This is a genomic window from Streptomyces sp. NPDC060049, assembly GCF_042736715.1.
GTDB lineage: Bacteria > Actinomycetota > Actinomycetes > Streptomycetales > Streptomycetaceae > Streptomyces.
In genome coordinates, this window is sequence record NZ_JBHWVV010000024.1 from 63727 (window position 1) to 78923 (window position 15197).

The 15197-nt window shown below is 71.8% G+C and carries 13 protein-coding genes and 1 tRNA gene; 10 read left to right on the plus strand and 4 right to left on the minus strand.

What is annotated here, in order from left to right; all coding sequences use genetic code 11:
• Positions 1–16: 16 nt before the first annotated feature.
• The 6 genes from tkt (at position 17) to ACFWBY_RS32820 (ending at position 6002) form a co-directional block, all read left to right on the plus strand.
• The gene (gene tkt / locus ACFWBY_RS32795; RefSeq protein WP_385336522.1) at positions 17–2155 is read left to right on the plus strand and encodes a transketolase; all 2139 of its coding nucleotides are present in this window, start codon (positions 17–19) and stop codon (positions 2153–2155) included.
• A complete protein-coding gene (gene aroA / locus ACFWBY_RS32800) occupies positions 2152–3426 on the plus strand; it encodes a 3-phosphoshikimate 1-carboxyvinyltransferase (RefSeq protein WP_385336520.1) in 1275 nt (424 codons plus the stop codon). The genes tkt and aroA overlap by 4 nt, the downstream gene beginning before the upstream one ends.
• A gap of 111 nt (positions 3427–3537) precedes the next feature.
• Positions 3538–4365: a glycosyltransferase family 2 protein gene (locus ACFWBY_RS32805; protein ID WP_385336518.1), complete on the plus strand. Its 828-nt coding sequence runs from the start codon at positions 3538–3540 to the stop codon at positions 4363–4365.
• 29 nt (positions 4366–4394) lie between these two features.
• A tRNA-Trp gene (locus tag ACFWBY_RS32810) sits at positions 4395–4469 on the plus strand.
• Between the two features lie 724 nt (positions 4470–5193).
• The gene (locus ACFWBY_RS32815; protein WP_385336516.1) at positions 5194–5682 is read left to right on the plus strand and encodes a winged helix-turn-helix domain-containing protein; all 489 of its coding nucleotides are present in this window, start codon (positions 5194–5196) and stop codon (positions 5680–5682) included.
• Positions 5679–6002, plus strand: coding sequence for a replication initiation protein, RepL2 (locus ACFWBY_RS32820; protein WP_385336514.1), 324 nt, complete (start codon positions 5679–5681; stop codon positions 6000–6002). Before ACFWBY_RS32815 ends, ACFWBY_RS32820 begins: the two co-directional genes overlap by 4 nt.
• 562 nt (positions 6003–6564) lie before the next feature.
• On the opposite strand, the gene ACFWBY_RS32825 is transcribed toward ACFWBY_RS32820, so the two are convergent.
• From ACFWBY_RS32825 to gap, 4 genes are all read right to left on the minus strand, one after another.
• A complete protein-coding gene (locus ACFWBY_RS32825; protein ID WP_385336512.1) occupies positions 6565–7227 on the minus strand; it encodes a hypothetical protein in 663 nt (220 codons plus the stop codon).
• 74 nt (positions 7228–7301) lie between these two features.
• A complete protein-coding gene (gene hisC / locus ACFWBY_RS32830; RefSeq protein ID WP_385336510.1) occupies positions 7302–8369 on the minus strand; it encodes a histidinol-phosphate transaminase in 1068 nt (355 codons plus the stop codon).
• Between the two features lie 164 nt (positions 8370–8533).
• Positions 8534–9448 (minus strand): pyridoxamine 5'-phosphate oxidase family protein, encoded by a 915-nt coding sequence (locus ACFWBY_RS32835; protein WP_385336508.1) that lies wholly within the window; start codon positions 9446–9448, stop codon positions 8534–8536.
• Positions 9449–9499: 51 nt separating this feature from the next.
• Entirely contained in the window at positions 9500–10510 is a 1011-nt protein-coding gene (gene gap, locus ACFWBY_RS32840; protein ID WP_385336506.1) for a type I glyceraldehyde-3-phosphate dehydrogenase, read from the minus strand.
• A 322-nt stretch (positions 10511–10832) separates the two neighbouring features.
• Here gap and ACFWBY_RS32845 point away from each other — a divergent pair, with 322 nt between their 5' ends.
• The 4 genes from ACFWBY_RS32845 (at position 10833) to ACFWBY_RS32860 (ending at position 15195) form a co-directional block, all read left to right on the plus strand.
• Positions 10833–11729: a helix-turn-helix domain-containing protein gene (locus ACFWBY_RS32845; protein ID WP_385409737.1), complete on the plus strand. Its 897-nt coding sequence runs from the start codon at positions 10833–10835 to the stop codon at positions 11727–11729.
• Positions 11730–11795: 66 nt separating this feature from the next.
• Positions 11796–12593, plus strand: coding sequence for a class I SAM-dependent methyltransferase (locus tag ACFWBY_RS32850; protein ID WP_385409738.1), 798 nt, complete (start codon positions 11796–11798; stop codon positions 12591–12593).
• Positions 12590–14245 carry an AMP-binding protein gene (locus ACFWBY_RS32855; RefSeq protein WP_385336500.1) on the plus strand — a complete coding sequence of 552 codons (1656 nt, stop codon included), beginning with the start codon at positions 12590–12592 and terminating at the stop codon, positions 14243–14245. The genes ACFWBY_RS32850 and ACFWBY_RS32855 overlap by 4 nt, the downstream gene beginning before the upstream one ends.
• Positions 14246–14523: 278 nt before the next feature.
• Positions 14524–15195: a TetR family transcriptional regulator gene (locus ACFWBY_RS32860; protein ID WP_385336498.1), complete on the plus strand. Its 672-nt coding sequence runs from the start codon at positions 14524–14526 to the stop codon at positions 15193–15195.
• Positions 15196–15197 lie beyond the last annotated feature (2 nt).

Genomic DNA, 15197 nt, shown 5'->3' on the forward strand with positions numbered 1-15197 from the left:
AACAGGAAGGCCCGTCATGACCGTCGCCACCGCCCCGCAGGCGCCCGCCCTGCTCTGGGAGGACGCCGACCGCCGGGCCGTCGAGGTCGCCCGCGCGCTGACCGTGGACGCCGTGGAAGCAGCCGGCCACGGCCACCCCGGCACCGCCATGAGCCTCGCGCCCGCCGCCTACCTGCTCTTCCAGCAGCTGCTGCGCCACGACCCCCAGGACCCGCGCTGGGCCGGCCGCGACCGCTTCGTCCTGTCCTGCGGCCACGCCAGCCTGACCCTGTACACACAGCTCTACCTGTCGGGCTACGGGCTCACCCTCGACGACCTCAAGGGCCTGCGCACCGAGGGCAGTCTGACCCCCGCCCACCCCGAGTACGGGCACACCCCGGGCGTCGAGACCACCACCGGCCCCCTCGGCCAGGGCCTCGCCAACGCGGTGGGCATGGCGATGGCCGCCCGCCGCGAGCGCGGCCTGTTCGACCCGGAGGCCGCCCCCGGCACCTCCCCCTTCGACCACACCGTCTGGGCCGTCGCCTCCGAGGGCGACCTGGAGGAGGGCGTCGCGCACGAGGCCAGCTCCCTGGCCGGCCACCAGCGCCTGGGCAACCTCGTCGTCCTCTACGACGAGAACCGCATCTCCATCGAGGACGACCGGCAGATCGCCCACTCCGAGGACACCCTCGCCCGCTACCGCGCCTACGGCTGGCACGTCCAGGAAGTCGACTGGACCGCCGGCGGCGGGGACCGGGGATACCACGAGGACATCGAGGCCCTGCACCGGGCGCTCACCACCGCCCGCGACACCACCGACCGGCCCTCCCTCGTATCGCTGCGCACGATCATCGGCTGGCCCGCGCCCCGCAAGCGCAACACCGGAGGCATCCACGGATCCGCCCTCGGCGCCGAGGAGGCCGCCGGCGCCAAGGCCGCGATGGGCCTCGACCCCTCCCTGTCCTTCCAGGTCCCCGCCGAAGTCCTGGGCCACGCCCGCCGGGTCGCCGACCGGGGCGCCGAGGCGCACCGCCAGTGGGACAAGACCCTCGCCGACTGGCGCGCCCTCAACCCCGAGCGCGCGGAACTCTTCGACCGCCTCGGCGAGCGCCGGCTGCCCGAGGGCTGGCAGGAGAGCCTGCCGGTCTTCCCCGCAGGCGGCCAGATGGCCACCCGCAAGGCGTCCGGCGAGGTGCTGAACGCGCTGGCCTCCGTACTGCCCGAACTGTGGGGCGGCTCCGCCGACCTCGCCGAGTCCAACCTCACCACCATGAAGGGCGAACCGTCCTTCATCCCCGAGGAACTGGCGACCGAGGCCTACTCCGGCCACCAGTACGGCCGGACCCTGCACTTCGGCATCCGCGAGCACGCCATGGGCGCCATCCTCAACGGCATCGCCCTGCACGGCGGGACCCGCCCCTACGGCGGCACCTTCCTCGTCTTCTCCGACTACATGCGACCCGCCGTCCGCCTCGCGGCCATGATGAAGCTGCCCGTCACCTACGTCTGGACCCACGACTCCATCGGGCTCGGCGAGGACGGCCCCACCCACCAGCCCATCGAGCACCTCTGGTCGCTGCGCGCCATCCCCGGCCTGGACGTGGTCCGGCCCGCCGACGCGAACGAGACCGTCGTCGCCTGGCGCACCATCCTGGAGAACGACGACCGCCCGGCGGGCCTGTGCCTGTCCCGGCAGAACCTGCCCGTACTGGAACGCACCGAGGAGAGCGGGCTGTCCCCCGCCGAGGGCGCCGCGCGCGGCGGCTACGTCCTGGCCGAGGCCGACGGCGGCCGCCCCGAGGCCATCCTCATCGCCACCGGCAGCGAAGTGCCCATCGCACTCGACGCCCGCCGCATCCTGCAGGCCGAGGGCCTCGCCACCCGCGTGGTCTCCATGCCCTGCCTGGAATGGTTCCAGGCGCAGGAGGAGTCCTACCGCGAGGAGGTGCTGCCCCACGAGGTCGACGCCCGGGTCTCCGTCGAGGCAGGCTCCAGCCTCGGCTGGTACGCCCTCGTCGGCGCGGCCGGCACCTCCCTGGGCATCGACTCCTTCGGCGCCTCCGCCCCGTACCAGTCCCTGTACGAGCTGCACGGCCTGACCGCGCCCAAGGTCGCCGCCGCCGCCCGCGCGAGCTTCGAGCGCGCCACCCGCCGCAAGTCCACGGCCCGATGACCGCCACCGTGCTCGACGCCCGCATCCCGGGCTCCAAGAGCATCACCAACCGGGCGCTGCTGCTCGCGGCCGCCGCCCCCGGCCGCAGCCGGCTGAGCGCGCCGCTGGTCAGCGACGACACCCTGGCCTTCCGGGCCGCGCTGACCGACCTGGGCACCAGCGTGAGCGACGTCGGGGACGCCGGCTACGGATACGGCGACGGCTCCGGATACGGCGACGGCTCCGGCGAGGTCTGGCAGGTCACCGGGCGCGGGACCGGCCCGGCCGGCCCCGGCCGGGTGTGGTGCGCGGACGCCGGCACCGCCGCCCGCTTCCTGCCGCCCTTCGCGGCCACGGGGTTCGGCGACATCGACTTCGACGGCTCCGAGCAGCTCAGGGCCCGCCCGCTCGGGCCGCTGCTGGAGGCGCTCACCCGCCTCGGGGCGAAGACGAGCGGTACGGGACTGCCCTTCACCCTCACCTCGAACGGCCTCGCCGGCGGCCGCGTCGAGCTGGATTCCGGGCTCAGCAGCCAGTACCTCTCCGGTCTGCTGATGGCCGCCCCGCTCATGGGCGGGCCGCTCACCGTGGACGTGCCGCGCCTGGTCAGCCGCCCGTACGTGGACATGACCCTGGCCCTGATGCGGCACTTCGGCGCGCGCGTGGAGGAGGAGGACGGCGCGGTCACCGTCCACCCCGGCGGGTACGCGCCCGCCGACCTCGACATCGAACCGGACGCCTCGACCGCCTCGTACTTCTTCGCGGCGGCGGCCGTCACCGGCCGCACCGTACGGGTCCACGGCCTCACCACCGACAGCCTGCAGGGCGACACGGCGTTCGTGGACGTGCTGCGGCTCGCCGGAGCGCAGGTGACGCGGACCGCGCAGTGGACCGAGGTCACGGGCACCGGAGTCCTGCGCGGCGGCTTCACCGTCGACATGGGCGACATCTCCGACACCTTCATGACGATGGCCGCGATCGCCCCGCTCGCCGACGCCCCCGTCACCATCACCGGCATCGCGCACGCCCGGCTGAAGGAGTCCGACCGCATCGCCGCCGTCGCCGGCAACCTGCGCGCGCTCGGCATCCGCGTGGAGGAGGGCCCGGACCGCATCACCGTCCACCCGGGCGCCCCCGCGCCGGCAACGGTCGACTGCCACCGCGACCACCGCATCGCGATGTCCTTCGCGGTACTGGGCCTGCGCGCGGCCGGCATCACCCTCGACGACCCGGCATGCGTGGCGAAGACCTTCCCGGGCTTCCACGAGGAACTGGGCCGCCTGTTCGGCTGAGTCGAGGCGGGTGGACGGCGGTAGGCTCGCCGTTCACCCGACGCCGGAAGAAGTGGTGGGGCAGTGGGACGACCGCGAGTGGGCGTGGCAGTGCTGACGAGGGGCGACCGGATGCCCGAGCTGCGGGCCCTGCTGGATTCGGTGGCCGGGCAGGACGAGCCCGCGGCCCACGTCGTGGTGGTCGGCAACGGCTGCGCGCTCGCCGGCCTGCCGGACGGCGTGACCGCGGTCGAGCTGGAGGAGAACCTGGGCGTGTCCGGGGGCCGCAACGTCGCCTGGCGCGAGCTGCGGGAGTGCGGCGACGTCGACGTCCTCCTGGACCTCGACGACGACGGCCTCCTGGTCGCCCCCGATGTGATCCGCCGGATCGCCGACCTGTACGCGGGCGCCGATCGGCTCGGCATCGTCAGCTTCCGGATCGCCGACGAGAACGGGGAGACCCAGCGCCGCCACGTTCCCCGGCTGGGGGCCAAGGACCCGATGAAGCGGGGCCTTGTGACGACGTTCCTCGGCGGCGGCCACGCCCTGTCCATGCGGATGCTGGAACAGACCGGGGCCTGGCCGGACGCGTTCTTCTTCACCCACGAGGAGACCGACCTGGCGTGGCGGGCCCTGGACGCCGGCTGGGACGTCCTCTACGAACCGGCGCTCGTGCTCCAGCACCCCAAGACGTCCCCGGCCCGCCACGCGGTCTACTTCCGGATGACCGCCCGCAACCGCGTATGGCTGGCCAAGCGCCACCTGCCCGCACCCCTCGTTCCCGTCTACCTCGGCGTGTGGACGCTGCTGACCCTCGCGCGCACCCGCTCGGCGACGGGGTTGCGGGCCTGGTTCGCCGGCTTCGCCGAGGGAGTGCGCACCAGCGCAGGCCCCCGCAGCCCGATGCGGTGGCGGACCGCGGCCCGCATGACCCGCCTGGGCCGCCCACCGGTCGTCTAGGCGCGCGTCCCTATGATGGCGGAGGGGGCGGAGCCGTAGCGCAGAGGTCGACGCGCGCGGTCTCCAAAATCGCGAGGACGCCGGTTCGAATCCGGCCGGCTCCGCCTTCCGCCGGCCCGCGCCGGTCTTCGTCGTACGGCACGTGACCTGCGCTACTCGGGGCCCGCGCGGATCTCGCCCGGGTGCCCGCACGTCGTGCAAGTCGCCCATGAGAGCAAGGTGTCCGCCCTTGCTGCAGTTGTGTTGGTAGGCGTGGGGAACAGGGATTACCTCGCCTTGAAGCCGTTACGACCCCGGCCACAGAAGGTGCGCCCAGACGAAACCCGTCACCGAGGTCACCGGCGCCCACGAATTCGCTCAGCCCCGGCCGGTATCAGCCACGCTGCTGCTTGCCTGGGCCTCAACCACCGTGAACGTGACTCGAGGTCAGAGCGGTGGACCCACCTGGGAGCGCTGGAGCGGAGCGACAGGGCGAGCAGCCGCCCGTCGGGGCCGGCAGGTGGGCAGGGCCTTTCCATGTATTAAGAGGGCGCAGCCCCCGCACGCTTTTGACCTGCGGAAACGCCGAGGGCAACCCGTTCCTGGGAACGGGTAACCCGTTCCTGGGATCGGGTTGAGTAGATCCTAGGAACGGGTCAGTTAGCTATGTGCACATCTGCGTCGCGTTGAGCACCCCGGGCCCCAGGTTCGATTGATTAGCGATGAGCAAAGAATGTCCAGTTCGGGGAGGGCTTCAGTTAGCTATGCGGTAATGTGCATTCTGCTAAGTACGCTGGCCCGGAGAGCGGGCCGCGGGGCTCGTGGCTGAGGGACGGGGGCGGTTCGCAGATGGCGGAGTCGGCACGGAGCAAGGTCCTCGCCCTCGTCGATCCGGACACGGGCGACATCGAAGAGGTTCCCCGTGCGCCGTACGCCTTCGACGGACCCCACATCAACGTCGGGATTCGCCGAGGCCGCCAACTCGCCTCAGCCGACTCAGGTCTGAGCGACCGCGAGTTCCGGGTACTGGTCTGGTACTGGTTCGCGACGGAGGAGCGCCAGGGCCCCGTCCAGATGACTGGTGTGGCCGTCGCGGCCGAACTCAATATGAGTCCGGACGCCCTGTCGAAGACCATCAAGGTCCTCAAGGGAGCTCGCCTGCTGGTCGAGTCCGGTGGGATCGGCCGTACGAAGTTCTACCGAACGACCCCGTACCTCGCGTTCATCGGAACGGGCTTCGAACACCGTGAGGCGGTTTCCGACTGGAACCCCCCGGAGATGAGGATTCCGAAGCCGAGAGACCGCCAACGCACGACGACGAAGGGAGACGCGACATGAAGGTCCACGGCAGCGAGGACGTGCTGTACGTCCTCAAGCGCACGGGACGCGTCCTGAACCCGAACCAGCGGATCGTCGTCATGCTGTACGCGGCCGCCGACCAGCGGCCGGACGGGTCGGTCTGGATCAAGGCCACCGACCTCGCCGAGACGGCGGGCATGAGCGCCCCGGTCTTCTCGCGGACGCGCAAGGAACTCGAGGCCCTCGGCTGGCTCGAAGAGGTGGACAGCGTCGGCCCCGTGAGGGTCTTCCGGCTGACACCGACGGTGGAAGCGGAGCGGGAGCAGCCGTCCGCACGCCTGAGGGTCGTCAACAGCTGAGATCCCGGTCCGGTCCGGCCCGCGCCGGCCGCTCCCTGACCAGCGATGAGGGTCTCCGAGCCTCTCGGTCAGCGCCTCAGGCGCGCTGGAGGCTCGCACCTGGCTGACCAGGGCATTCGCATTTTCTCCCACTTCGGTGGGAGAAAATGGTGCCGTTGGTGGTGTCCGCTGACACATTTTCACTCGCCGATGTGTCAGCGCTGACACATCGGCATTGGCGAACTCGCAGGTCAGAGTGGGTATTTCGGAACCGCCCTCTTTTCCATAAGAGCAACTGATGCCGGTGGGCACCTGCGGACTCCACGGGTCGGCTGCGCCCTGCGCTGCGCTCCGGTGCTCGCTTCGTCGGTACAGGTGGGCTGTGCGGTGGCAGGCCGAGTGGGGTTGCGCCCGGAGGCAAGCAGCACAGTGGCTGATGCCGTCTGTGGTGCGGAGTAACGCTCCTACGCCGGATGCGGGGTGCCGGCCGCACTGGACACACCTTCGGTGGCTGAGCCGGGCACGGGTTTCGGCATCCAAGCCGGCCGACGTACCAGGTGACCAGCCCCCCGCCGCGCCGCCCTCAGTGCTCGTAGCAGGAAGGGTCGGGCGGCGTGCCGGGCGGGCGGGGGCGGTCGTTGCGGAAGTCGAAGTGCTTCCGCTGACCGCCGGCCTTGAACTTGTCCATCGCTTCGGCGGTGACGAGGACGCAGAGGCGGTGTGTGATGTCGCCGCGGTCACCGGACCGTTGGAGGGTGAGCTCCCCTTCGTACCGGCCGGGCCGGAAGGCCCAGCGTTCGGCGACGAACAGCATCAGCGGCTGTTGGGGCTTGTCCTGGGTGACGAGCAGCGGGGCCGGGTCGGCGACGCGCCGGTAGTTGAGGTCGTTGGAGTCGAAGTTGTAGTCGAACGAGCCGATCTCGTCCCAGTAGAAGGCCGGAACGGGCTCTGCCGGGGGAGCCCCGGTGCGGCGGAGCTCCAGACGGGCGCCGTCGATGACCTCCACGGTCTCCGTGCGGTACCGCGTGGACAACGTCGGCTGCAGGTAGAGCCACACCTCGCCCCCCTGGGCGACCCGCAGCACATGGGGCAGCGTCACGTCGGTCTGCGGGTCGGCCTGCAAGGTCACCAAGTTGAACAGGGCGATGCCCAGCGCGGCCGCACCGGTGACCGTAGTGCTCCACAGGTGCACCGCGTCGAAACGCCTGCGGCCCTGTCGATCCGACGCCTCAGCAGCGCTGCTCACCGGACCAGTGTGTACCGCCGCCCGCATGCCGGCCGGCAACGCCACGGCTCATGGCGGGGCGCCGCCCCAGCGGGTCACTGGTCCCAGTGGGCGGCCGTTTTGAGGAGGCGGTCGTTCGCGTCCGGGGAGCCGATCGTGATGCGCACGCCCTCGTCGCCGAAGGGGCGGACCATCAGGCCGGCCGCCTCGCAGGCGTCCGCGAAGTAGGACGTACGGGAACCCAGGCGCAGCCAGACGAAGTTGGCGTGGCTCTCGGGGACCTCGTAGCCCTCCGCGCGCAGGGCGGCGCTGACCCGCTCGCGCTCGGCCACCAGGTCGGCGACGCGTTCGCGCAGCTCTTCCGTGGCGCGCAGCGAGGCCAGTGCGGCCGCCTGGGCGGGGCCGCTCACGCCGAGGGGTACGGAGCAGGCGCGCAGCGCGGCCGTCACCCTGGGGTGTGCCACCGCGTAGCCGACGCGCAGCGCGGCCAGGCCGTAGGCCTTGGAGAAGGTGCGCAGCACCGCCACGTTGGGCCGGTCCCGGTAGAGCTCGATCCCGTCGGGGATCTCCTCCTCCTCGACGAACTCCCTGTACGCCTCGTCGATGACGACCAGCACCTCGGGCGGCACCCGATCCAGGAACCGCTCCAGCTCGGCGCGGCGCACGGCGGTGCCGGTCGGGTTGTTCGGATTGCAGACGAAGACGAGGCGGGTGCGGTCGGTGATGGCGTCCGCGAGAGCGTCCAGGTCGTGCGTCTCGTCGCGCAGCGGCACCTGTACGGAGGTCGCCCCGGCGGCCCAGACCAGCAGCGGGTACGCCTCGAAGGAGCGCCAGGCGAAGACGACCTCGTCGCCCGGGCCCGCGGCGGCGGCGACCAGGTGCTGGGTGATGCCCACGGATCCGGTGCCCAGCACCAGGTGCCCGGCGGGCACCCCCAGGCGGGCCGACAGCTCGGCGGTCAGCTCGGCCGACGAGGGGTCGGGGTAGCGGTTGAGCCGGCCCAGCCAGGTCTCGACCGCGCCGATGACCGACGGCAGCGGCGGGTACGGGTTCTCGTTGGAGGAGAGCTTGTCGACGAACTCGTCGGCCGCGGCCCGGCCCGGCACGTAGCTGGGGAGCGTGGAGACGTCGGCGCGCAGGCGCGGGAATGTCGGTTCGGACATCGCGGGGATTCCTTTGGCGAGGGCGGGGGCCTGGGCGGTGTAAAACACCGTCCGGCCGTGCCGACGGGGGTGGCGGCACGACCGGACGGTGCCCGGGGGGAGGGGTGGAACGGGGAGGGGTGGAACGGGGGACAGGGCGGGGGCGGGCGCGGAGAGCTGGGGGGTCAGCCCCGCGCCGCCGCCGGCGGGTTGTAGGGCGAGGGGCCGCCGAACGCCCAGCGCAGCCGGGTCGCCCCGTCGATCTGCACCACACGCTCGATGTCGAACTCGCACATCCGCAGGGCGCCGGGCACGGCGGCCCGGTCCCCCTCGGCCCAGTTGATCCGGGCCTTCCCCGTCAGCTGGAGGGTGTTGCCGGACTCCCAGTCCAGGAAGAGCAGCCCGCAGTTCTCGTTGAGCTGCAGGTTGCCCAGGGTCATGTAGAAGGAGTTGCCGAAGTAGTCCGGCCAGACGAGCTTGCGCGGTCCCGCCACGGAGACGAAACCGGGGTCGCCGCCCCGGTGCGAGGAGTCCGCGCCGTAACCGTCCGCCTGGCTGGCGATGAAGAAGGTGTCCGCGCCGCGGATCCACTGCTCCTGCTCCGCGGTGAGCGCCTCGCCGCTGCGGATCTCCTTGGGCGTACCGGCGGGCCCGTCCGCGACCGGCACCCGCACCTGCAGGTACTTGGGGCAGTTGCCCAGCACCTGCTCGGTGCGGATGTGCAGTTGCTCCCCTTCGCGCCGGGCCACGCCGTTGATCCTGATCCGGCTCGTCGTGTGCGGTTCGAGCGCGAGCAGGCCGATGTCGGCCGTCTCGTCGAAGGCCCCCGCGAGCGGGTCGCCGGGTACGGGCAGGGACGACAGCGTGATCGTGTGCCGGCCCGTGGGCAGGGCGAATCCGGCGTCGCCCGTGACCAGCGAGGACCACATGGCCCCCGTCGCGTCGGCGCCGCCCAGGAAGAGCATCCGCTGGCGCATCAGGTACTGGTCGAAGCCGGGCTGGATCACGTCGTCGAACATGGGCGAGCCCCAGCCCGGACCGCCTTCGCCGGCCTGCTTCTGAACGGCCTGCTCACCCTCGTGATAAGGGGTCTTGATCACCACGGAAACCTCCGGTCGGGCACGAGTACCGAATCGGGCGCGGGTACCGGTTCAGGCACGGGCACCGATCAGCAGGGCGGTGTCCACGACACGGTTGGAGAAGCCCCACTCGTTGTCGTACCAGCCGACGATCTTGACCTGGCGGCCGCCGCCGATGACCTTGGTCAGGCCCGAGTCGAAGATGCAGGACGCGGGGTCGGTGACGATGTCGCTGGAGACGATCGGCTCGTCGGTGTAGGTGAGGATGCCCGCGAGGGCGCCTTCGGCGGCCTTCGCGAAGATCTCGTTGACCTCTTCGACGGTCGTCTCGCGCGCGACGCGGACGGTGAGGTCGGTGGCGGAGCCCGTCGGGATCGGCACGCGCAGCGCGTACCCGTCGAGCTTGCCCTTGAGCTGGGGCAGGACCAGGCCGATCGCCTTGGCGGCGCCGGTCGTGGTCGGCACGGTGTTCGTCGCCGCCGAGCGGGCGCGGCGAAGGTCGCTGTGCGGACCGTCCTGGAGGTTCTGGTCCGCGGTGTAGGCGTGGACCGTGGTCATGAGGCCGTGCTCGATGCCGAGCGCGTCGTCGAGGACCTTGGCCAGCGGGGCCAGGCAGTTGGTCGTGCACGAGGCGTTGGAGACGATGTCGTGCACGGCCGGGTCGTAGAGGTCGTCGTTGATGCCGAAGGCGATCGTCAGGTCCTCGTTCTTCGAGGGCGCGCTGATGATGACCTTGCGGGCGCCGGCCTCCAGGTGGGCACGGGCCTTGTGGGCGTCGGTGAAGACGCCGGTGGACTCGATGACGACGTCCACCTCCAGCTCGCCCCACGGCAGCTTGGCCGGGTCGCGTTCGGCGGTCACGCGTATGGTGCGGCCGTCGATGACCAGGTTGCCCTCCACGGCGCGGACGTCGTGGCCGAGACGCCCGAGGGTGCTGTCGTACTTGAGCAGATGGGCCAGCGTCGCGGCGTCGGTGAGGTCGTTGACGGCGACCACCTCCAGGCCGGTGCCCCGCTGAAGGGCGGCGCGGAAGAAGCTCCGGCCGATACGGCCGAATCCGTTGATGCCGACCTTGATCGTCACGTGATACCCCTCTTCGGAAACTACATCCATGACCGCACGTAAAGCCGCGTTGTCCGGCCAGTCCTAATCGACGACTGTACTGCGTGACCGGTGGACGTGGTTGCCTAAATGCGCCTGTAGATCGCCTGTTTGCGCACGAAAGCCGAGGTGAGGCCAGGGGCATTCGAACTTCTGATGGCGTACGAGTACCTGCATGCCGGTATGTTTTTATGGGCCTGCCTGTCACGATGGCATGACGCTTCCCGGAGCGAGGAGAACGATGGACATGCTGCCCCTCCGCGGGCCGAGCGCATTCGTGCCGGACCGCAGTCCACCGGTTGCCGTGTCCGGCCCCGGCCCCGGCGCGGCGCGGGTCCTTCGCGGACCCGACGAGTCGGTCCACGGCACCGTCGTGCGCCGCGACTTCGGCGACGTCACCATCACCCTCGTCACCGGGGAGCCCCACGAGGTCCTGCGCCCCGGTCGCCACATCCGCCCCGGCGCCTCCGAGAACCTGCGGGTGTTCAGGGCGCTGGCCGGCGAGATCCACGTCCACCAGGACGGCCGCCGGGGCCAGGCGAGCGGCCCGCAGATCATCTGCTGCGACAGCAGCCGCCCCTACCGCCTGGTGCTGCCCCGGCCCTTCCACCTGGTGGAGGTCCTGCTGCCGCACCGCCACCTCGGGATGTCGGCCGACGACACCGCGAAGCTCACCGCCACCGGCTGGTGCGGGCGGATGGGCGCCGGCGCCCTGCTCTCCCAGCTCCTGGCCGGACTCCACGACCACGGAACGGAGATCCACTCGGCCGTCGACCGGGTCGGCGCCACCGTGGCCGGCCTGACCGCCGCGGTCCTCGCGGACCGGCTGCGCCATGTCGCCGCCGAGGACGAGGTCGCCCGCCACGACCTCATGCTGGGCATCCAGTCGTACATCCGCGAACGGCTCTCCGACCCCGGCCTCACCCCGCAGGCGGTCGCCGAGCACCACAACATCTCGCTGCGCTACCTCCAGCGGATCTTCCAGGACCACGGGACCAGCCCCGCCCGCTGGATCCGCGACGAGCGCCTCGCCCGCTGCCGGTACGAGCTGCGCGACCCACGGCTCGACCACCTGCCCGTCGGCGTGATCGGTGAACGGTCCGGCCTCTACCAGGCCTCCCACTTCAGCCGGCTCTTCCGCGACCGCTACGGCCTCACGCCGCGCGGCTACCGCACCATGCGCGAGCCCGTCGCCACCTGACGAGCACCGACGGGCCCGTCGCCCCGACGGCCCCCGACGACCGACGAGCACTGACATCCGAGGAGGATGACGGATTTGACCGGCACGAGCTTCGAATTCCCCGGTGAGTACTACGAGATCATGCGGAAGGACTTCCGCAACCTCGCCGCCGAGACGGAGTTCCTCGCGTCCCTGCTCCCCGAGACGGGCACCGTACTCGACGTGGGCTGCGGCACGGGCTCCAACCTGCGCGCCCTGCGCGAGCGCGGCCACCGCGGCACCGGCGTCGACCAGAGCTCCGCGTTCCTGCGGTACGCCCGCGAGGCCGGAGACGAAGGCATCTCCTACGTGGAGGCCCGCGCCGAGACGTACCGCACCGAAGAGCGCTACGACCTCGTCTACAGCCTCTTCATGACGCTCAACTACCTGGAGCGCGCCGAGCTCCCGGCCGTCCTGCGCTCGCTGCGCGGACTGCTCAACCCCGGCGGACAGGTCGTCCTGGAGTTCGGCCACATGCTGAACTTCGTCGACTCCTTCCAGCCCCACACCGTCGCCCACCACCGCGGCCCCGACGGAGTCCTCATCACCCGCCTCGCCCGCCAGGCCATCAACGCGCACGCGGCGAACTGGCGCAACGAGGAGACCCTGCTGGTCCGCACCGCGGACGGCACGGTCGCCATGTACGACAACTTCTTCGACCAGGCCGTCCTGACCGGGCCCGAGGTGCGCGAACTGCTGGCCGCGGCGGGACTGACCATCACGGCCGAGTACGGCGGTTTCCGCAAGGAGCCCGCACCCTTCCACGGCCGGGGCCCGCTCGTCATCGTGGCCACCGCGACCGACACCGCCACCGACACCGCTCAGCAAGAGGAGAACCAGGCATGACCGGCACCGGCATATCGCTGCTCGACGGCGGGCCCGCCCCCGAAACCGGCGTCGCGCACCTCGGCGCCGCCCTCGTCCGCGCCGCCGGCGCGCAAGACGGCCGCGGGGTGACCTACATCCGCCCGGACGGCACCGAGGTCCGCCAGAGCTACGCCGACCTGCTCGCCGACGCCTCGCGGATCCTGGCCGGCCTGCGCGCCTCCGGTGCCGCCGTCGGCGAGAAGATCATCCTCCAGTCGGACAACGACACCGACCTCCTCGGCGCCTTCTGGGCCTGCGTCCTCGGCGGCTACCTGCCGCTGCCCGTCAGCGCCGACGCCGTCAACGGCCCCGGCCTGCTGGAGCGCGTGTGGAGCGGCTACGGCCGCCCGCGCGTCCTGACCGGCACCGGCCAGGAGATCGCGCCCGCCGTCGCCGCCGACGCCGGCTGGTCCGCCGCCCACCTGGGCGACGTAGCGGCCCTGCGCACCGCCCACGAGCCGGACCTCGACTGGCACGAGCCCGCCGCCGTCGACCCCGTCGTCCTGCTGCTCACCTCCGGCAGCACCGGCGTGCCCAAGGCCGTCACCCTCACCCACCGCAACGTCCTGACGCGCAGCGCGGCCACCGCCCGCGTGAACAAGCTCGACGCGGACACCCGCACCTTCAACTGGATGCCGCTGGACCACATCGGCGGGCTGATCATGTTCCACGCCCGCGACGTCTTCCTCGGCTGCGCCCAGGTCCACGCCAAGATCCAGTGGGTGCTCGAAGACCCGCTGCGCTGGCTCGACACCGTCTCCACCCACCGGGCCGACACCACCTGGGCGCCCAACTTCGCCTTCGTGCTCGTCAACGACCAGGCCGACCGCTTCGAGGGCCGGGGCTGGGACCTCAGCCCGCTGCGCTACATCATGAACGGCGGCGAGGCCGTCCGCTCCGGCGTCGTACGCCGCTTCCTGGACCTGCTGGCCCCCTACGGGCTGCCCGCCACGGCCATGTTCCCCGGCTGGGGCATGTCCGAGACCACCGCCGGCGTGGCCGACTGCCAGTTCACCGAGGCCGCCGCCGGCGACGACCGCTACGTGCCCGTAGGCCGCCCCCAGCCCGGCACGCGCATCCGCGTCGTCGACGAGCACGGCGACCTCGTGCCGTGGGGCATCACCGGCCGCCTCCAGGTCACCGGTTCGACGATCACCTCCGGGTACTACGACAACCCCGTGCAGAACAGGCAGTCCTTCACCGAGGACGGCTGGTTCAAGACCGGCGACCTGGCGTACGTCGAGAACGGCATCCTCACCGTCACCGGCCGCACCGACGACGTCATCCAGCTCGGCGACATCGCCTACCACGGCCACGAGATCGAGGCAGCCGTCGAGGAACTCGACTTCATCGAGCCCTCGTACACCGTCGCCTCCCTCGTCACCTCCGAGCCCGGCGGCGCCGAGGAGCTGGCGGTCTTCTTCAGCCCGCGCACCGGCACCATCACCGCGGACCAGGGCGAGCAGATCCGCGGCCGCGTCAGCGAGCGCCTCGGCGTCGACGTCCGCCACCTGCTGCCCGTCGACCGGTCCGAGATCCCCAAGACCGGCATCGGCAAGCTCCGCCGGGCCCAGCTCCGCAAGAGCTTCGAGGACAGCCTGGTCGCCGTCCCCGCCGGCAGCGCGGCCTGACCGTCGGGACGGTGCGCCCGCCGGCGGGCCCGTCGACGGCCGCACCACCCGCACGTCCTGCCGTCGAAGTGGCGCCTTGCCACGTCGACGGCAGGAGGTCGTCTCTTTCGGGCCGGGCCGGCCCGCGGCTCCTCCCGGCTTCCGCCGGGAGGGTCCCCCCTGAACGCCGCACCTCTCCCCCCACGTTCCACGGGAGGTGCACGGCGTCCGGTGCCGCGGGCCCGCCCGGTCCCGAAGAGACGGCCAGTGTCTCCACCCCCTACGCACGAGGAGCGCCCATGGCGCAGCAGGAGAGAGCCGAGCGGACGCGCCGGGCTCTGATCAACGGCGCCGCCAAAGCCATCGACCTGTACGGCTACGAAGGGGCCTCGCTCGCCGTCATCTGCACCGCGGCAGGCGTGACCAAGGGTGCCTTGATGTACCACTTCCCGGCCAAGGACGACCTGGTCCGGGCCGTGCGCAGCGAGGCCCGGCAGACCACCGCCGCGGCACTGGACTCCGTACCGCGCGCCGGTGTCCGGCCGCTGCAGGCCGCCGTCGACATGACGCACGTCGTCGCCGGACGGCTCGGCCACGACCCCGTCGCCCGCGCGGGAGCCCGGCTGACCCGGGAGTTCCCGCACTACCCCGACGCGGGCGGCTCCTGGACCGAGCCCGTGCGCGCCGAGCTGGCCGCCGCGCTGCACGGCGCGGCCGACCCCCGGGAGATCGCCGCCCAGGTCGTCTTCTCCCTGATCGGGATGGACGTGGCCCTTCGGGCGGAGGGGTCGCGCCCCGGCCGCCGCTCCTGCGGTCCGCTGCGCCGGCACGTGACCCGGCTGTGGCGGCTGATCCTGCCGGGAATCGTCGCCGGCCCGCAGGCCGTGGAGCTGTACCAGGCGGAGGGCTCGTACCCGTCCTGCGCCTTCGTGTCCGTACCCGAGGCCGCGATACCCGGACGACGGAGGTGAGC